Source organism: Streptomyces sp. SID13666 (genome assembly GCF_010548325.1).
In the GTDB taxonomy this organism is placed as follows: Bacteria; Actinomycetota; Actinomycetes; order Streptomycetales; family Streptomycetaceae; genus Actinacidiphila; species Actinacidiphila fildesensis.
On sequence record NZ_JAAGLX010000012.1, the window covers coordinates 99,877 to 117,452 of the forward strand.

The following is a 17,576-nucleotide window of genomic DNA, read 5'->3' on the forward strand; positions in this document are numbered from 1 at the left end:
CGGGATGCGGTCCGGGAGCCGAACATCTTGGGGAGTGCGCGGCGTGCTGAACTTTCTGCGACGGACCGACGTCAGGGCGCATCAGGAGCGGACGGTGGGGGCGGAAGTGCCGGTCGGGCGTCCGGCGCCCCGCCCGGTGGGACCGGAGCAGCGGGAAGCGCAGGCCGAGGTCTGGCCGCTGGCCAGGGAGTTCCTGCGGCAGCTGCACCGTGAGGAGGCCGACCCCGACGCCCTCGCCGCCCGTCTGACGCGGGTGCGGGCCGAGATCGACGCGACCGGCACCTACCGGCACACGAGACAGGAACTGGTCTTCGGCGCCCGGGTCGCCTGGCGCAACAACAACCGCTGCATAGGGCGGCTGTACTGGAACTCCCTGCACATCCGCGACCGCCGCCGGATCTCCGACGCCGCCGGCATCGCCGAGGAGTCGGCCGCCCATCTGCGCGCGGCGGCCAACGGCGGACGGATCCGGCCGGTCATCACCGTCTTCGCCCCCGACGCACCCGGCCTGCCGGGACCGCGGATCCACAACGAACAGCTGATCAGGTACGCCGGCTACCGGGGCGCGGACGGCGGGGTGACGGGGGATCCGCGCAACACCGGCATCACCGAAGCGGCCGAGCGGCTGGGCTGGCCGCGCGGACCGGGCACCGCGTTCGACGTCCTGCCGCTGATCGTCCAGGGACGCGGCGAACAGCCGCGCTGGTTCACCCTTCCGGCCGACGCGCTGTTCGAGGTGCCGATCGTCCACCCGGAACTGGAGTGGCTCGCCGAATGGGGCCTGCGCTGGCACGCCGTCCCGGCGATCTCCGACATGAGCCTGGAGATCGGCGGGATCCGCTATCCGGCCGCGCCGTTCAACGGCTGGTACATGGGCACCGAGATCGGGGCCCGCAACCTCGCCGACACCGACCGCTACGACCTGCTGCCGCGGTTCGCCCGGCGGTTGGGCCTGGACACCAGCAGCGACCGGTCGCTGTGGAAGGACCGCGCGCTCGTCGAACTCAACCGGGCCGTCCTGCACTCCTTCGACCGGGCCGGCGCCACCGTGACCGACCACCACACCGAGTCCCGCCGCTTCCTCACCCACGTCGACCGTGAGGAGCGCAAGGGGCGCAGCGTGCCGGCCGACTGGTCGTGGATCGTGCCGCCGATCTCCGGCTCGGCCACCGAGGTGTTCCACCGCTACTACGAAACGGGCGACCGCACCCCGGCCTATGTGCACCGCTCCGCCGCACCCCGCACGGAACCCCGAACGGGCCAGGGAACGTGTCCGGGATCGGTGTCCGTGTAGCCCCGCCCGTGCGGCCGGCCGCGCCGCGCACTAATGTCGCCGCAGCACACGTAGCAGGAGCGACAGGAGCAGTGGTGGCCGCGCACGCATACATCGGATCATTCACGTCGGCGGGCGGACGCGGCCTCACCACGGCCGCCGTCGACCCCGGGACCGGTGCGCTCACCGTGCTGGGGTCGGCGGCGGAGGTGGCGGACCCGTCCTTCCTGGCGCTCTCCGCCGACCGTGAGGTGCTGTACACGGTCAGCGAGACGTCCGAGGGCGGCGCCGCGGCCTTCTCGCTGGCGGATCCCGCCGCGCCGCGCCAGCTGGGCGGCACCGTGCCCGTACGCGGCAGCGCGCCCACCCACCTGTGCCTGCACGGGGGGCACCTGGTCACCGCCAACTACTCGTCGGGCAGCGTCAGCGTGCTGGCCCTCGACGCGGCCGGCGGCGGGCTCGGCGCGGTGCGCAGCGTGCTGGAGCACGAGGGCGACGGGCCGCACCAGAAGCGCCAGAGGGGCCCGCACGCCCATATGGTCCTGCCGGACCCCTCGGGTCGCTGGCTGCTCAGCGTCGACCTCGGCACCGACTCGGTGCGGGTGTGCGAGCTCGACACGGCCACCGGCGAGCTGGAGATCGAGCGGGAGCTCGGGCTGCGCTCCGGGGCCGGACCGCGCCATATGACCTTCCACCCGCGCGGTGACCGGGCGTACGTCATGAACGAGCTGCGGTCCGTCGTCACCGTCTGCCGGTGGGACGCGGCGGCCGGATCGCTGCGGCCGGTGACCGAGGTGTCGGTACTGCCCGAGGGCGCGGCGGGCCCGGAGAACCCCAACTACCCGTCGGAACTGGTCGTCTCGCCCGACGGCCGGTTCGCCTGGGCGGCCAACCGCGGCCACAACAGCATCGCGGTGCTCTCCCTCGACGAGTCGGGGGACCGGATGGAGCTGCTGGAGACCGTGCCCTGCGGCGGGGACTGGCCGCGCCACCTCACCGCCGACCCGTCCGGCCGCCGGCTGTACGCGTCCAACGAGCGGTCCGGCGACGTGACCTGGTTCGACATCGACCAGGAGACCGGCATCCCCAAGCAGGCCGGCTCGGTCGACGTGCCGGCCGCCTCCTGCGTGCTGCTGCGCTGAACGGCGTGGTGCCGCTTGAAACGGCGTGCTGCTGCGCTGAACGGCGTGGTGTGGCGCCGCGCTGAACCCGGCACAGGGACAGCGGACACAGCAGTGCGGGCGGCGCTGAACGCGCCGCCCGCACTCTTGGTGGAACGTCAGTGCACCGGGGCGCCCTGCGGGGCGATACCGAGCGCGGTCGTGTACTGGGCGACCACGAGCTTGCCCACCGCCGGGTAGGGGCCGAGCGCGTCGGCGCCGGAGCAGCCCGCCTCCTCGGCGGCGGAGTGCAGCAGCTGGGCGGCGACCTCGGGACCGATCAGGCACGGTGCGAGGGCGAGGTTGGTGGAACCGGAGGACCGCAGCTGCTCGGCGGCGCGGGCGATCGACCCGTCCACGTCCAGCGCGGCGGCCAGCACCGGAACCGCGAGCCGGGCCGCGAGCAGCAGACCGGTGACACCGGCCGCCTGTACGGCCTCCTCGCCGCCCACGGTGGCCAGGATGATGCCGTCGGCGGCCGTCGCGACGGTGAACAGCCGGGCGCGGTCCGCGCGGGCCAGACCGGCCTCGGAGAGGCGCACGTGCAGCGCCTCGGCGAGCAGCGGGTGCGGGCCGAGTACGTCGGTCACCTCGGCGCCGCAGCGGCTGTCGGTCACCGCCTGGCGGATCCGGCGGACCACCGACGCGTCGGGCCCGGCCAGCAGCGGGACCACGACGGCGGCGGGGGAGCCGTCAGGGCGCTCGGAGGCGGCCTGCGTGAGCACGGCCTCCAGCGCGGGGAACTCGGCGTCGTCCCCTTCGAGGTAGCCGATCCGCGGGTCCAGGCCCGACAGCTCGGAACGGGCGATGCTCATGACCTCTTCCGCCAGACTGCGAACGGCGGGGGTCGGGGTGCCGGGAACAGCGAGAACCAGCACCGGCGCGCCCTCGGGCGCGGCCAGGGGCTCCGGTCGGCGGTGGCGTCCCGGCTGGCGGGGACGCGGCATTCGAACGGGGAGGCCGGGTGCGGGGCCAGTGGCAGTGCTCATGGCGTCGCATGCTAATGCCTCGTGGTGCGCGGGTGTTCGGGTGGGTACGTCCTAGGGGGGACCTGTCCCGTTCCGTCCGAATTTCCTTCACGTTCGGTCACATTTGGCTGTGCGGATGCACGTGCATCGGGACGTGCAGCAGGGCGGGGTCCTCCGGCAGCGACAGCGTGCCCGAGGCGAGCGCGCCCGCGATGCGCAGGGCGCCGAGCAGCGGATCTCCGTCGGCGGGCACGAACTCCGCCGCGGGGAACACCTCGGGCGCCAGCTCACGCAGCGGGCCGAGCAGCGGCTCGCCCATCTTGAACAGACCGCCGGTCAGCGCCGTGCGGCACGAGCCGTTGGCGGTGGCGGTGATCGGACGTACGGCGGCGGCCGTCTCCAGGATGTGCCGGGCTGCCTGCCGCAGGATGTCCGCCGCCACCGGATCGGCGGCCGCGCAGCGGCCCACCGCCGGGGCGAACGAGGCGAGTACGGCCGGCCGGTCGGGCCGCGGGTACAACTGCCCCGGCAGGCCGTCGACCGGGCCGAAGAGGGCTTCCGCACGCTCCAGGAGCGCGGCGGAGCCGCCCGCCCGCCCGTCGTGGGCGCGCAGCGCGGCGTCCAGCCCCGCGCGGCCGATCCAGGCGCCGCCGCCGGCGTCGCCGAGCAGATGGCCCCAGCCGTCGGCACGGCGCCAGCCGGAGTCGTCGAGTCCGGTGCCGAGGGCGATCATGCCGGTGCCCGCCGCGACCACGACGCCGGGGCGCATGCCGAGGGCGCCCGCGTACGCGGTCACCGCGGCCGCGGCGAGGGCGAGCGCGCGCACGCCGAAGGCCTCGCGCAGCGCCCCGGGCAGCACGGCGCGCAGATCGTCGCCGAGGGTGGCCATGCCGGCGGCGCCGACCGCGGCCGCGATCAGCGTCTCCGCGCCCGCCGCCCGCATCAGTTCCCGCGCGGCGGGGAGCACTTCGTCGAGCAGGCTGTCGGCGTCGATCCCCCGGTCGGCGACCACGGCGGGCCGCTTGGAGGAGACGGTCGCGGACCTGGCGGTGCCGTCGGCACGGGCAAGGGACACCCGCACCCCGGAGCCGCCGGAGTCCACACCGAGGACCCAGCCGCCGGAACCGGCCATCGGGTCAGCCGAGCCCGCGGGAGTCCTGCTTGAGCGCGGTGTCCACCGTGAGTGCGGAGGCGACCACCATGCTCAGCAGCGGCTCGGAGAGCTGCCGGTGGATCTGCAGCACGTAGTTGTCCGCCGTGGTGAACATGGTCTTGGCCAGGCCCTCCCACGTCTTGGTGATGCGGGCGACCTCGGTGTCGGTGTGGTCGACGATCGCGAAGTTCCAGGCGCGCCAGTTCTCGGCCTTGATGGCGCCGATCTTCTGGCCGTTGACCTCGAACGAGAAGTTGATCTTGCCGATGGCGTTCTGCTGGACGATCTCGCCGAGGGTCTGGCCGTCCGGGCGCTGCACGATCACCTTGGACTTGATGAACTTCGCCGGGCGGGTGAGCAGCAGCTGCGGCTGTCCGTGGGCGTCCCGCACCTCCAGCTTGACCGAGAGGAACTGGTCGACGCTGGAGACGAAGCGCAGCACCTTGCGGGCCGTGCTCTGGCCGACCTGGCTCACCGAACCGAGCGAGCGGCCCTGCTGGTCGAACACGCTGTACTCGTTGTTCAGCTCGATCAGCTTGGCCTTCTGGTTCACCACCAGGATCGGCTCGTTGAACAGCGTGCCGCCGCCACCGCCGGCCGGCGCGACACCTGCCTGGTGCTGCACCTGGCGCTGCACCTTCGACGGGTCGTGGCCGCCGTCGACGTTCAGCTCCCAGGCGTTGCTCGTCTGCTGCTGGGGCACCTGGCCCGGCCGGCCGGTGTTCGTGTGCTCGGTCCACTGGGATCCGTCCCAGTAGCGGAGCAGGTCAGGGGTGCCTTGCGGGTCCGCGTACCAGCCCGCAGGAGTATTCGAATGCGTCGTCACCCGGGCAGCGTACAGTCCGGCTCCGTCAGGGCAGGCGCCAGTCCACGGGATTGGCCCCGAGTCCTGTCAACAGGGCGTTGGCCCGGCTGAACGGCCGGGAGCCGAAGAAGCCGCGGTCCGCGGACATGGGTGACGGGTGCGCCGCTTCGAGCGCCGGCAGGTCGCCGAGCAGCGGACGCAGATTGCGGGCGTCGCGCCCCCAGAGGATCGACACCAGCGGGGTGCCGCGCGCCACCAGCGCCCGGATCGCCTGTTCGGTGACCTCTTCCCAGCCCTTGCCCCGGTGGGCCGCGGGCTTGCGGGGCGCCGTGGTGAGCGCCCTGTTGAGCAGCAGCACGCCCTGCCGCGTCCACGGCGTCAGGTCCCCGGTGGCCGGCCGGGGAACGCCGAGGTCGGTGCCGAGCTCCCGGTAGATGTTCTCCAGGCTGCCGGGCAGCGGGCGCACCTCCGGGGCCACCGAGAAGCTCAGCCCCACCGCGTGGCCGGGCGTGGGGTACGGGTCCTGACCCACGATCAGCACCCGCACCTCGTCGAACGGCTGCTGGAACGCGCGCAGCACATTCGGCCCGGACGGAAGGTAGGTGCGGCCCTGGGCGATCTCGGCGCGCAGGAAATCTCCCATCGCGCCGATCTGCCCGGCGACCGGCTCCAGGGCCTTCGCCCAGCCGGCCTCGACGATTTCGTTCAACGGTCGCGCTGTCACGATCCGTCACTCTAGTGGCTCAGTCGATGACGGCCGCACGCACACACAGCACGTCGGGGAGATGGGAGACGGCGAGCTGCCAGCTGTCGCCCTCGTCCGCGCTCGCGTACACCTCGCCGTTGCGGTTGCCGAAGTACACCCCGGCCGGATCCTCGTCGTCCAGGCACAGCGCGTCCCGCAGGACGGCGCCGTAGTGCGGCTCCTGCGGCAGTCCCTGGGAGAGCGGCGCCCAGGTCCCCCCGGCGTCCTCGGTCCTGAAGACCCGGCAGCGCAGGTCCGGCGGCAGCCGGTGGGCGTCCGCGGTGATCGGGAAGACATAGGCGACACCGCCGCGGCGCGGATGGGTGGCGATGGTGAAGCCGAAGTCGGCGGGCAGGCCGGCGCCGATCTCCGACCATTTCGCCCCCGCGTCGTCACTGCGGTAGACCCCGCCGTGGTTCTGCAGATACAGCCGGTCCGGGTCCTCGGCGTCCTGCGCGATCTTGTGCACGCACTGGCCGAACTCCGGGAACCGCTCGGGCTGGAAGGTGCACTGCACCCCGGTGTTGGACGGTGTCCAGCTCGCCCCGCCGTCCAGCGAGCGGTAGACCCCGCCGGTGGACACCGCGACGGTCACCGCGTCGGCGTTGCGGGGGTCGGTCACCACGGTGTGCACGGCCTGGCCGCCGAACCCGGCGTTCCACTCCGCCCGTTGCGGGTGCTCCCACAGGCTGCGGACGAACGCGAAGCTCTCACCGCCGTCCTCCGACCGGAACAGCGCGCCCGGCTGGGTGCCCGCGTACACCACGTCCGGGGCGGCGGGTCCGGCCGGATGCAGCTGCCACACGCGCTCCAGCGAGGTGCCGGTGTCCTCGGGGAACTTCACGGCGGGCCGGGCGGGTTCGTGCCAGTTCGCCCCCAGGTCGTCGGAGCGGAACACCGACGGCCCCCAGTGCGAGCTGTCCGCCCCCACCAGCAGTCTGGGCGTATCGCGGCGCGTGTCGATCCCGATGGAGTACACCGCCTGCATCGGGAAGTGCGGGCCGCCGAAGTCCCACTCCCCGGCGCTGTTCCTGCGGCCGAGGAAGAGACCCTTCTGGGTGCCCACTGCGAGCAATACGTCGTTCATGGCACGTCGCCTCCAGGATGGAATGTGTCCGACATCACAGAGTCTCCACCCCGCCACTGACAATGGCTCGCCGCACGGAGTTCCCGCAGGTCGGTGCCGCGTCCTCCGCCCCGTTCGACCGCCGCCGAGTGGCGGCGCTACTTCGAGGTCAACGTGCTGACCGCGGTCCGGATGACCCGCGGCTGTCTGCCCGGCATGGTGGAGCGTTCCTGGGGGCCCTGGTGTGGGTGGGGCCGGCGATCACGGAGTTGACGGTGACACCGGTGCCGGCCGCCTCCTTCGCGAAGCCCCGGGAGGCCGCGAGCAGCGCCGGCGGCGCGGTCCGGGTCGACGGCGGATACGTGGACTCGATCGTCCCGTAGCGCTGTCCTCCGCCCCCGGACCGGCCGGACCGGGGACGGAGGGCGGGTCTCAGATGGCCCATCCGTACTGGTCGGGAACGCGGGATTCCGCGCCCAGTTCGCGCGCCGCGCGCAGCGCCCAGTGGGGGTCACGCAGCAGTTCGCGGCCGAGCAGGACGGCGTCGGCGCGGCCGGAGGCGATGATCTCCTCGGCCTGCCGGACATCGGTGATCATGCCGACCGCCGCCACCGGCAGATCGGTCTCCGTCCTGACCCGCTCGGCGAAGGACACCTGGTAGCCGGGGCCGGTCGGGATCCGGACCTTGGGGACGTTGCCGCCGGTCGAGACGTCGAGCAGGTCGACGCCGTGGGCGCGCAGTTCCTTCGCCAGCCGGACGGTCTCGTCCGCGGTCCAGCCCTCGCCGGTGCCGTTCTCCGTCAGCCAGTCGGTCGCGGACACCCGGAAGAACACCGGCAGCTCCGCGGGCCACACCGCGCGCACCGCGTCGACGACCTCCAGCGCGAGGCGGATCCGGTTCTCGAAGCTGCCGCCGTACTCGTCGGTGCGGTGGTTGCTGTGCGGGGAGAGGAACTCGTGGATCAGGTAGCCGTGCGCGCCGTGCACCTCGACGACCTGGAAGCCGGCCGCGAGCGCCCGCCGGGCCGAGTCCGCGAACCGCTCGGTGATCTCCCGGATCTGTTCGACGGTCAGCTCCCGCGGTACGGGGTGGCCGTCGGCGAACGGCGCCGGGCTCGGGCCCGCGGGCTGCCAGCCGTGGTTCTCCGCGCCCACCGGGCCGCCGCCGCGCCAGGGCCGGTCCGTCGACGCCTTGCGTCCGGCGTGGGCGAGCTGGATGCCCGGAACGGTGCCCCGCTCCTTGAGGAAGCTGGTGATCCGGCCGAACGCCGCCTGCTGCCGGTCGTTCCACAGCCCGAGGTCGGCCGGGCTGATGCGGCCCTCCGGGCTCACCGCCGTCGCCTCGGTGAGGATCAGGCCCGTGCCACCGGTCGCCCGGGCGGCGAGGTGCGCGAAGTGCCAGTCCTGCGGTACGCCCTGCTCCGGACCGTCGACCGCCGCGCTGTACTGGCACATCGGTGCCATCCAGACGCGGTTGGGGATCGTCAGGGACCGCAGGGTGTAGGGCTCGAACAGTGCGCTCATGGCGCTCTCCTCGTCATAGGGCTCACCGGATCGACTCACCGGACGCCTTCTACGATAGCCATCGTAATACGGCGGATGTCAAACTACGAGAGAACTCGTACTATGGACGCATGACACCGCAGACCGCCCCCGCCGCCCGTGCGCTGGCGCACCCGGAGCGCACGGCCATCCGCCTCGAAGGCGTGCTCCATGCGCTGTCCGACCCCATGCGGCTGCATGTGGTGCGCACCCTGGCCGCCGCCGAGACCGAGCTGGCCTGCTCCGATGTCGAACTGCCGGTCAGCAAGTCCACCACCACGCACCACTTCCGGGTGCTGCGCGAGGCCGGGGTCATCGAGCAGAACTACCGGGGCACGTCCAAGATGAGCGGCCTGCGCCGCGAGGATCTGGACGCGCTGTTCCCCAACCTCCTGGACTCGGTGCTGGCGGCGGCCGAGGGACAGTGCGAACGGATCCACCCAGGAGCGACCGCCGCCCGTTGAGGCCGCCTCCCGGTTCGGGTCAGGCGGCCAGTCGCGCGGCGGCCAGCAGCCCCGCCCAGTCCTGGATCTTGACGGTGCCCCGGTCGAGCGACCGGCCCAGCGCCATCTCCGCGGCCTCGATCGACAGCCAGCCCGGCCACGCCACCGGATCGCCGCCGCCCGACCGCAGCGCCTCCAGCGGATCGCGGGGGAGCGACCTGGCCAGCAACCGCGGTACGTCCTCGAGCAGCGCCGCCACCGTCTGCTTGGCACAGGGCCGGTTGGTGCCGATCACCCCGGTCGGCCCGCGCTTGATCCAGCCGGCGACGTACTCCCCGGGCGAGGGCACGCCGTCCCGCAGCACCCGGCCGCCGTCGTTCGGCACCACCGCGTGCCGTTCGTCGAACGGCAGACCGGGCAGCGGCACGCCCTGATATCCCACCGAGCGCAGCACGAGCTGCGCTTCGATCTCCTCCGACTGCCCCGTCCCGCGCACTCCGCCCAGCCCGTCGGGCAGCGTCCGCTCGAAACGGACGCCCGACACCCGCCCGTCACCGAGGAGTCCGGCCGGACGCAGGAAGAACCGCAGATGGATCCGGCGCGGCCGGCCCTCCGGGACCCGCGTGGTCCATTCGCGCAGCACCTCGACATTGCGACGGGCCACGGCGGGCAGCGCGGAAGGGTCGGCGTACCCGGGATCGAGCGCCAACTCGTGGGCGTGCACGATGACATCGGCGCCGGACAGGCCGCCCAGCTCGCGCAGCTCCTTGGTGGTGAACTTCGCCTGTGAAGGACCACGCCGCCCCACCATGTGCACATCGGTGACCTGGCTGGCGTCCAGCGCGGTGAGCGCCGACTGCGGGATGTCGGTGTGCCGCAACTCGTCCGCACCGCGCGCCAGTACCCGGGCCACGTCGACCGCGACATTGCCGACCCCGATCACCACCGCCGACCGGGCCAGCAGCGCGAACTCCTCCGGCGGTTCGTCCGGGTGGGCGCTGTACCAGGAGACGAACCGGGTGGCGGAGTAACTGCCGGGCAGATCCTCGCCCGGTACGCCCAGCCGCCGGTCGGCGGCGGCGCCGAAGCAGTAGACCACCGCGTGGTAGAGCTCGCCGAGCTGCTCGGGGCCGAGCGCCGGCCCCACCTCGACATTGCCGAGGAAACGCACCCGCGGGTCCTCCAGCACCTGCCGCAGATTGCCCTGCAGGGACTTGATCTTCTCGTGGTCCGGCGCCACTCCGTAGCGCACCAGGCCGTACGGGCACGGCAGCCGGTCGAGGACATCCACCGCCACGTCCGGCACGGTGGTCTGACGGGTCAGCGCCTCGGCCACGTACACGCCGCTGGGACCTGAACCGACTACTGCGACACGAAGCACGAGCTGGCTCCTTCCGCCGTGGACGACCTGGCGCGCGATGGAGAGCGGGCTCCCGGCGTCATACGGCCCCTCCCCCAGCTACCGCTGGGAGGGGCCCCCAGGCGTTGTCGTCGGTCGACGACGCTCCGCGTCGTCTCCCTCCTCCGCCTTGGATCCGGAGCCGCATGACGCCGCTCGCTGATCCGCCCTCCATCGCGCGCCAGGTCGTAAGCCCAGCATGCGCCATCCCCGTGCGTTGCGGGAGTGGCGCGCAGCTCGCCGCGCAGGGGGGGACCCTCAGGGCAGTGGTGAGCGCGCCGGGCGGCGGGTGTCCGCCGCGGCCAAGGGTCCGGCGTCGGCGGGCGGCGGAACGCCCAGTTCCCAGTCCAGGCCGTACCTGGTGAACAGCTCGGCCCGCAGCCGCGGCAGCGGCATCGGGACGCCGGGCACCAGGAGCGCGACCACCGCGCCCATCAGGAGCGCGCGCATCATCGGGTACTCCGTCCCGGGATCCTCCGCGCCCCACCGCACGACCGTGTCCTGCAGCAGTGCGGCGAGCCGCTGCTGCTCGGAACACTGGATGAAACCCTCGGCCTGCAAGATCGACGCCATATGCGTGCGCATCAATTTCGTGTGCGTCTGGGTCAGGCCCAGAATCGCGTCGATGGCCCGCGCCATCCGCTCCTGGCCGTCCTCGGTGCGCGGCTCCCGTTCGAGTGCCGCCGCCAGCTCCAGATGCATCAGGCGGTGCACCGCGGACTGCACGAGCTGGCGTTTTCCCGGAAAGTAGTACGACACCAGGCCACGCGCGGTGCCCGCCCGGTCGGCGATGTCGGCGAGGGTGGTGGCCTCGTAGCCGCGTTCCTCGATCAGTTCCACCGTCGCCTGGAGGAGCCGTTCCCGGGAACGCCGCCGCATCTCTTCATTGACCGATGCGCTTCGGGGAGACATGCTTTACTCCTGCGTTGACTGGCTCTCAGCCAATATACTCAACGCACCCCCGCCGGGCCTACGCGGCCATGCGGGGAACGGGGGCCTGGATCGGCGCCCGGCGGCGCGGGGGACCGCCGGGCGTCGACCCGGTCACAGCGCGTCGGCGCCGGAGAACCGGTCGCCGGTCAGGACCGGTGCCGTGGCGGCCTGGGGAAGAAACCGCTGGTACGAGCGGTGTACTCGGCGAATCCCGGGCGGCGCTCCATATGCCGCTCCAGCATCGGCTTACCGCTCCCGCGAAGCAGCAGAAAGCTCATGACCAGCGGCGACACCAGCGTGACGACCACCAGCGGGGTCGAGCAGGCGAGCAGGAACAGCCCCCACCAGACGCAGAAGTCACCGAAGTAGTTCGGGTGCCGGGTCCAGCTCCACAGCCCGCGGTCCATGATCGCGCCGCGGTGCGCCGGATCCCGCTTGAAGCGGGCGAGCTGGAAGTCGCCGACGGACTCGAAGAAGAACCCCACCAGCCACAGCGCCACCCCGGCCGACGCGAACCCGTTGAGCGCGCCGGGCACGTACATGGCGAACTGGACGGGAAGCGACACCACCCACACCAGGACCGCCTGCAGCAGGTAGACCATGCGCAGCGCGTAGAGGTTCCGGCTGCCGGGCGCGCGCGACAGCAGCCGGTCGTAGCGCGGATCCTCGCCGTGGCCCCAGCCGCGCAGGCCGATGTGCACGGACAGCCGCAGTCCCCATGCCGCCGTCGCGATCAGGACCAACAGCCGCCGGCCCTCGTCGCCGTGGCCCGCGGACAGTGCGTACGACACCGCCGCCACCCCGGCGAAGGCCGTTCCCCAGGCCACGTCCACGACCCGGTGCAGGCCCTTCGCCGCGCCGGCGGCGAAGGCTGCGAGGAGCACCGCCAGGGCCGCGCCGGCCGAGGCCGCGAGACAGGTGGCGAAGTCGCCCCACGGAAAATCGTTCACAGGGTGCCCGCCGCGCCGCGCACCAGCAGCAGTTGGCGCACATCCAGGTAACCGGATCGGAATCCGGCCTCGGAGTAGGCCAGGTAGAAGGTCCACATCCGGCGGAAGGTCTCGTCGAACCCCAGCTCCGCCACCTCCGCGGCCCGCTCGGTGAAGCGCTCGCGCCACAGCTCCAGCGTCCGGGCGTAGTGCGGCCCGAACCCGGTGTCCTCCGCGATCCGCAACCCCGTGTGGCGGGCCAGGACCTGCTCGACGGCGGTCACCGACGGCAGCAGGCCGCCGGGGAAGATGTACTTCTGGATCCAGGTGAAGGTGCGCCGGGAGGCCAGCAGCCGGTCGTGCGGCATGGTGATGGCCTGCAGGGCGATCCGTCCGCCGGGCGCCAGGAACCGCTCCAGCGCACGGAAGTACACCGGCCAGAACTCCTCGCCGACCGCCTCGACCATCTCCACACTGACCACGGCGTCGTACTCACCGCGGATCTGCCGGTAGTCCCGCAGCAGCACCGTCACCCGGTCCTCATACCCAGCCTCGCGGATCCGCAGCCGGGCCAGCTCGCGCTGCTCCCGCGACAGGGTCACCGTCACCACCTCCGCGCCGCGTTCCGCGGCCCGCAGCGCCAGCTCGCCCCAGCCGGTGCCGATCTCCAGCAGCCGGGTGCCGGGCCGCACGGCGGCGAGGTCCAGCAGCCGGTCGATCTTGCGGTGCTGGGCGACGGTCAGCGGCTCGGCCCCGGTGGGGGAGCGGACGTCGGCGGGCTCGCCGTCCGGCGGGAACAGAGCCGCCGAATACGTCATCGACTCGTCCAGGAAGAGCGAGAACAGGTCGTTCGACAGGTCGTAGTGGCGGCTGATGTTGCCGCGCGCCCCCACGACCGTGTTGCGCTGGGCCGACGGCCGCCGCAGTGCCCACGCGCCGCGCAGCCGCTGCAGCGGAGCCGGGACGAGCGACCCGACCTGCGAGGCGAGCACGGTCAGCACTCCCACCAGGTCATCGGAGTCCCATTCGCCCGCCATGTACGACTCGCCGAAGCCGACGAGTCCCGACGTGGCGATCCGCGCGAAGAAGGCGTCGGGCCGGTGCACCCGCAGCAGCGGGGCGTCCGGGTCCGCCGACCCGGCCGGTGCGCGGCCCGGCAGAGCGAGGCGCAGCGGCAGACGGGCCACGGCCCGCCGCACCAGGTGCTCGGCGACGGCCGCGCGGACCGGAGCGCCGGGTACCCGGACGACGTCCGGCCAGAGTTCCGGGTTCACCGGCAGGCCGCGGGCCAGGGGCTGACGGGACTCCGGCGGACCGGCCGCCGACGGACGGGAAAGGACCGGACGGGAGAGGATCGGACGGGAGAGGATCGGACGGGAAACGGGGGCAGTCACTGCACACCCTCCTGGGGTCGGTGCGGGGGACGGGGCCGCACGGGCAGGCCGCGCAGGTACAACAGGACGCCGTGCATCCGGATGAGCGCGGACACGGTGGCCGTCGACCACGGGTGCCGCACGGTGGTCCGCAGCAGGCCCGCGGTGGTCGCGGGGCGCCGTTCGCCCCGCAGCGTCGCGGTGAACGGCCGGGTGCCGGCCCGCTCCAGATGGACCGTCAGAGCGAGTCGCGCGCCGGGTTCCGGCAGCTGCATGCGGTACTCGCCGTCCACCGGGAAGAACGGCGAGACGTAGAAGTCCTTCGCGGTACCGGCCCGGCCCGCGGTGTCCGGGCGCAGCAGGTAGCAGTGCCGTTCGCCGTAGGTGTTGTGCACCTCGGCGACGACACAGGCCGTCGAACCGTCGGATCTGTGGCACCAGTAGACGGTCAGCGGGTTGAAGACATGGCCGAACACCCGGGCCGCGGTGAGCATCAGCACCCGCCCGCCGGGCGGCTCCACCCCTTCCGCCGCGAGGAAGCGGTCGAGTCCCGCGCGGATGTCCGGTGCCGTGCCGCCGAAGTGGTCACGGGCCTCGAAACGGGCCAGCGGGCGCAGCGGGCGCGGCAGCCGGGGCAGCGCGTCCAGGTCCACCAGCCAGAGATACGTACGGTGCCGGAAGGAGTACCGCAGCGGGGCGGTGCGCACGTGCGACACCACGCACTCGTACAGCGCCGCGGTCACCACCGGACCCCCAGCGCCGCGGCCGCCGCGACTCCCGAGCGGCAGCCGTCCTCGTGGAATCCCCAGCCGTGGTAGGCCCCGGCGAAGGTGGTGACCGGGCCGTTGAGCTCCGGAAGCCGCCGCTGGGCGGCGACCGAGCGGGTGGTGAAGACCGGGTGCGCGTAGTCCATGCGGTCCAGCACCCGGGCCGGGTCGACGAGCCGCTCGCCCCCCAGGGTCACGACGTACTCCTGCGGGGTGTCGAGCCGCTGCAGCCGCGTCATGTCGTAGCTCACCAGGACCCGGTCGGGGGTGGCGCCGCACGACGGCAGCAGATAGTTCCAGCAGCCGCGGGCGCCGCTCGCCCGGGGCAGCACGGAGGCGTCGGTGTGCAGCAGCGCCGGATTGCGGGAGTAGGAGAACGCGCCCAGCACCTCGGACTCCGCGGGCGTCGGGTCGGCGAGCAGCCGCAGCGCCTGATCGGGGTGGACGGCGACGACCACGGCGTCCGCGGTGTGCTCGGCGCCGTCGCCGGTCCACAGCCGCACGCCGCCGGGACGGCGGGTGAGCGCGTGCACCGGGGCCGACGTGTGCACCGTGGTGACCTGCTTGGCGATCCGCCGGACGTATTCGTGCGAGCCGCCGGTGACGGTCCGCCAGGCCGGCGCCCCGGTCACCGAGAGCATCCCGTGGTTGTCCAGGAAGCGGAAGAGATAACGGGCGGGATAGCCGGCGGCCTGCTCCGCGCCGCAGGACCACACCGCGGAGACCAGCGGCGTCATGAAGTGCGAGACGAAATACGGCGGGAAGCGCCGTTCGGCGAGGAACTCGCCGAGGGTCGGCTCCGGTCCGTCCGCAGGCCGTGCCAGCAGTTCGCGGGCCGCCCGGTGGAAGCGCGGCACCTGTGCGAGCAGCCGCAGATAGCGGACGTTCGCCGCGTTGCCGGGGCGCGCGAACAGCCCCGCCGCGCCGCGGGCTCCGGCGTACTCCAGACCGCAGCCGTCGCAGCGCACCGACATGCTCATGTCGGTCTCCTGGGTGGCCACGCCGAGTTCGGCGAAGAGCCGCGTCAACAGCGGGTACGTACGGCGGTTGTGCACGATGAAGCCGGTGTCGACGGCGAACGCCCGGCCGCCGTCAGCGGCCACGACGTCGTGGGTGTCGGCGTGGCCGCCGAGCCGGGCGTCCGCCTCGAACAGCAGGACATCGTGCGTCCCGCGCAGGACGTATGCGGCCGTGAGTCCGGCGATCCCGCTCCCGATGATCGCGACCCGACGTCGTTCCGTCATCACAGTCCGCCCTCCTCACGCCCGCATGTCCTGTGAGGTATTCGGAGCGGCGGCCGGTGCGGATTGGTGGATCTACAGCAGATCGAGAATCTTCCGCAGACCGTCCGGCCGCTCATCGGCCGGCAGATGGTCGACGAGGTGCACCGGGCAGCCCAGCGCGGCGGCGCCCGTGTCGGCCCGCCGGTCGTCGCCCACCATCGCGACCTGCGCGGGAGGCAGTCCCAGCGCCTCACAGGCGATCGTGAACAGCCGGGGGTCCGGCTTCTGGATGCCGTGTTCGAAACTCAGCACATACGCGTCGACGAACGCGTCGAGTCCGTGGGCGCGGAAGACCGGCCGCAGGTCCCAGCCGATGTTGCTCACCACGGCCACGGCGGTCCCGCGCCCGCGCAGTTCCCCCAGCACCTCGGCGGCGTCGGGGTAGGGCGTCCAGGCCGCCGGCGTCATATGGCGGTCGTACAGGGCGTCGTAGACGTCCCACGGCAGCTCCGCCTGCCGGGCCATGCCGGTGAACGCGGCCCGGTGCTGTTCCGCGCTGCGGTCCCGCTCCTGCCAGACCTCCCGCAGCGCTTCGGGCACCGCGCTCGGATGCGCGCCGCCGGGCAGCGCCCCGGCCCGCTCCAGCCGCTCCGCGTACCGCGCGGCCTGTCCGGCGGGAACGTCGTGCCCGGCCGCGGTGAGGACCGCGTCCAGCCAGCGCCCGGCTGGTTCGATTCTCATCAAGGTCCCGGAGAAGTCGAACATGCATCCCTTGATCACCATGGCGCCATTCTCCGGAACGGGCCGGGGAAGGAGCCGCCAGGGGCCCGGAAGGAGCGGTTCCGGTGGGCTACGCGAGAGCGCTGAGCCCCGGAACGAACGCGATCAGGAGCGGAACAGCCGGGACGAGGAGCGCGGTCGCGGTCAGTCCGGCCCGGCGTACCGGAGCCAGCCGCGGCGCCGGGTCCAGCAGCCGGTGCACCCGGCGCGGCAGTTCGGCGAGCGGGGTCGGGCAGGGGCCGAACACCCCGCGGTCCTCGTTGAGCTCGACCAGGGCCAGTGCCGTGGTGAGCCGGCCGAAGCGGCGGGAGGCGGTGTCGTCGGCGGACAGCTCGATCAGCCGGTGCACCTGGTCGCGGAACCCGGCGAAGACCGGGACCTGCGGGAAGCCGGAGGCCAGCGCGCCCGCGCAGTGCAGCAGCACATCGTGCCGGGCACGGACGTGGCCCTGTTCATGGGCGAGCACGGCGTCGAGCTGGCGGCCCTTGAGCCGGCGCAGCGCGGCCGTCGTGACGACCAGCTGCGGCTGCGCGCCCGACAGCCACCAGGCGTCGGGCCGGTCACCCTCCAGCACCACCAGCCGGTCACCGGCCGGCGGCTCCTCGCCGGGCAGCCGGGGGGAGCGGACGAGCAGTTCGGCACGCCGCTGACGGCGCCGGGCCCGCGCCCCGCGCACCTCGCGGGTGAGCATCGCGGCGGTCCACACACCACCGCAGGCCAGCAGGACCGCCAGCGATCCGGCCCAGCGCCCGTAGCCGGGCAGACCGTACGCGTCCACGACACCGTGCGGGGCGAAACCGAACAGGTGCCAGCGGACCGCGGCCGAAGCGGCGGCGGCGCTGAGCGCCATCGCCAGGACGCAGCACAGCAGGACGGCGGCGACGACGCACTGCCAGACCCACAGGGCCAGCACGGGTTCGCGCTCCGGCCAGGCGGCACGGGACAGCAGGCGCGGCGTCATCGCCGCCGCCAGTGCGCCGACCACCAGCAGCACGAACGGGACCGTCATGCCGCTCA

Annotated in this window: 17 protein-coding genes and 2 pseudogenes; 4 read left to right on the plus strand and 15 right to left on the minus strand. The window is 73.0% G+C overall.

Going from position 1 to position 17,576, the window contains the following annotated elements:
- The first annotated feature begins 136 nt into the window (after nucleotides 1–136).
- A complete protein-coding gene (locus G3I60_RS18050) occupies nucleotides 137–1,294 on the plus strand; it encodes a nitric oxide synthase oxygenase (RefSeq protein WP_343241956.1) in 1,158 nt (385 codons plus the stop codon).
- A gap of 74 nt (nucleotides 1,295–1,368) precedes the next feature.
- Nucleotides 1,369–2,415: a lactonase family protein gene (locus tag G3I60_RS18055; RefSeq protein ID WP_138353902.1), complete on the plus strand. Its 1,047-nt coding sequence runs from the start codon at nucleotides 1,369–1,371 to the stop codon at nucleotides 2,413–2,415.
- A 137-nt stretch (nucleotides 2,416–2,552) separates the two neighbouring features.
- Here G3I60_RS18055 and G3I60_RS18060 read toward each other — a convergent pair whose 3' ends face one another.
- The 5 genes from G3I60_RS18060 to G3I60_RS18080 all read right to left on the minus strand — a co-directional run bounded on the left by G3I60_RS18060 (nucleotide 2,553) and on the right by G3I60_RS18080 (nucleotide 7,191).
- Nucleotides 2,553–3,422, minus strand: coding sequence for a sirohydrochlorin chelatase (locus tag G3I60_RS18060; RefSeq protein WP_138353901.1), 870 nt, complete (start codon nucleotides 3,420–3,422; stop codon nucleotides 2,553–2,555).
- Nucleotides 3,423–3,519: 97 nt separating this feature from the next.
- Nucleotides 3,520–4,533, minus strand: a complete 1,014-nt coding sequence (locus G3I60_RS18065; RefSeq protein WP_164607487.1) for an N-acetylglucosamine kinase — start codon at nucleotides 4,531–4,533, stop codon at nucleotides 3,520–3,522.
- Nucleotides 4,534–4,537: 4 nt separating this feature from the next.
- The gene (locus tag G3I60_RS18070; protein ID WP_138353899.1) at nucleotides 4,538–5,380 is read right to left on the minus strand and encodes a phospholipid scramblase-related protein; all 843 of its coding nucleotides are present in this window, start codon (nucleotides 5,378–5,380) and stop codon (nucleotides 4,538–4,540) included.
- Nucleotides 5,381–5,405: 25 nt separating this feature from the next.
- Entirely contained in the window at nucleotides 5,406–6,083 is a 678-nt protein-coding gene (locus tag G3I60_RS18075; protein WP_138353898.1) for a uracil-DNA glycosylase, read from the minus strand.
- 19 nt (nucleotides 6,084–6,102) lie between these two features.
- Nucleotides 6,103–7,191 carry a sialidase family protein gene (locus G3I60_RS18080; RefSeq protein ID WP_164607489.1) on the minus strand — a complete coding sequence of 363 codons (1,089 nt, stop codon included), beginning with the start codon at nucleotides 7,189–7,191 and terminating at the stop codon, nucleotides 6,103–6,105.
- A 123-nt stretch (nucleotides 7,192–7,314) separates the two neighbouring features.
- Here G3I60_RS18080 and G3I60_RS45515 point away from each other — a divergent pair.
- A pseudogene (locus G3I60_RS45515) lies at nucleotides 7,315–7,407 on the plus strand (oxidoreductase); the annotation flags it as partial.
- A gap of 4 nt (nucleotides 7,408–7,411) precedes the next feature.
- On the opposite strand, the pseudogene G3I60_RS18090 reads toward G3I60_RS45515, so the two are convergent.
- Nucleotides 7,412–7,501, minus strand: a pseudogene (locus G3I60_RS18090) (oxidoreductase); the annotation flags it as partial.
- Nucleotides 7,502–7,602: 101 nt separating this feature from the next.
- Nucleotides 7,603–8,694, minus strand: a complete 1,092-nt coding sequence (locus tag G3I60_RS18095; protein ID WP_138353896.1) for an NADH:flavin oxidoreductase/NADH oxidase — start codon at nucleotides 8,692–8,694, stop codon at nucleotides 7,603–7,605.
- Nucleotides 8,695–8,804: 110 nt separating this feature from the next.
- Here G3I60_RS18095 and G3I60_RS18100 point away from each other — a divergent pair, with 110 nt between their 5' ends.
- Complete coding sequence (locus tag G3I60_RS18100; RefSeq protein WP_164607491.1) at nucleotides 8,805–9,176, plus strand: helix-turn-helix transcriptional regulator; 372 nt, start codon at nucleotides 8,805–8,807, stop codon at nucleotides 9,174–9,176.
- A gap of 19 nt (nucleotides 9,177–9,195) precedes the next feature.
- Here G3I60_RS18100 and G3I60_RS18105 read toward each other — a convergent pair whose 3' ends face one another.
- The 8 genes from G3I60_RS18105 to G3I60_RS18140 form a co-directional block, all read right to left on the minus strand.
- Complete coding sequence (locus G3I60_RS18105; RefSeq protein ID WP_164294257.1) at nucleotides 9,196–10,536, minus strand: FAD-dependent oxidoreductase; 1,341 nt, start codon at nucleotides 10,534–10,536, stop codon at nucleotides 9,196–9,198.
- Between the two features lie 276 nt (nucleotides 10,537–10,812).
- Nucleotides 10,813–11,466 carry a TetR/AcrR family transcriptional regulator gene (locus tag G3I60_RS18110; protein WP_164294256.1) on the minus strand — a complete coding sequence of 218 codons (654 nt, stop codon included), beginning with the start codon at nucleotides 11,464–11,466 and terminating at the stop codon, nucleotides 10,813–10,815.
- 167 nt (nucleotides 11,467–11,633) lie between these two features.
- Nucleotides 11,634–12,437 carry a DUF1295 domain-containing protein gene (locus G3I60_RS18115; protein ID WP_138353892.1) on the minus strand — a complete coding sequence of 268 codons (804 nt, stop codon included), beginning with the start codon at nucleotides 12,435–12,437 and terminating at the stop codon, nucleotides 11,634–11,636.
- Nucleotides 12,434–13,708, minus strand: coding sequence for a cyclopropane-fatty-acyl-phospholipid synthase family protein (locus tag G3I60_RS18120; RefSeq protein ID WP_239069968.1), 1,275 nt, complete (start codon nucleotides 13,706–13,708; stop codon nucleotides 12,434–12,436). The genes G3I60_RS18115 and G3I60_RS18120 overlap by 4 nt, the downstream gene beginning before the upstream one ends.
- 98 nt (nucleotides 13,709–13,806) lie before the next feature.
- Nucleotides 13,807–14,532: a DUF1365 domain-containing protein gene (locus G3I60_RS45520; protein ID WP_164294255.1), complete on the minus strand. Its 726-nt coding sequence runs from the start codon at nucleotides 14,530–14,532 to the stop codon at nucleotides 13,807–13,809.
- Nucleotides 14,529–15,803 carry an FAD-dependent oxidoreductase gene (locus G3I60_RS18130; protein ID WP_164294254.1) on the minus strand — a complete coding sequence of 425 codons (1,275 nt, stop codon included), beginning with the start codon at nucleotides 15,801–15,803 and terminating at the stop codon, nucleotides 14,529–14,531. The genes G3I60_RS45520 and G3I60_RS18130 overlap by 4 nt, the downstream gene beginning before the upstream one ends.
- Nucleotides 15,804–15,872: 69 nt before the next feature.
- The gene (locus tag G3I60_RS18135) at nucleotides 15,873–16,562 is read right to left on the minus strand and encodes an HAD family hydrolase (protein WP_164294253.1); all 690 of its coding nucleotides are present in this window, start codon (nucleotides 16,560–16,562) and stop codon (nucleotides 15,873–15,875) included.
- A 67-nt stretch (nucleotides 16,563–16,629) separates the two neighbouring features.
- On the minus strand, nucleotides 16,630–17,568 hold the full coding sequence (locus tag G3I60_RS18140) for a M56 family metallopeptidase (protein WP_164294252.1): 939 nt from the start codon (nucleotides 17,566–17,568) through the stop codon (nucleotides 16,630–16,632).
- Between the last annotated feature and the right edge of the window lie 8 nt (nucleotides 17,569–17,576).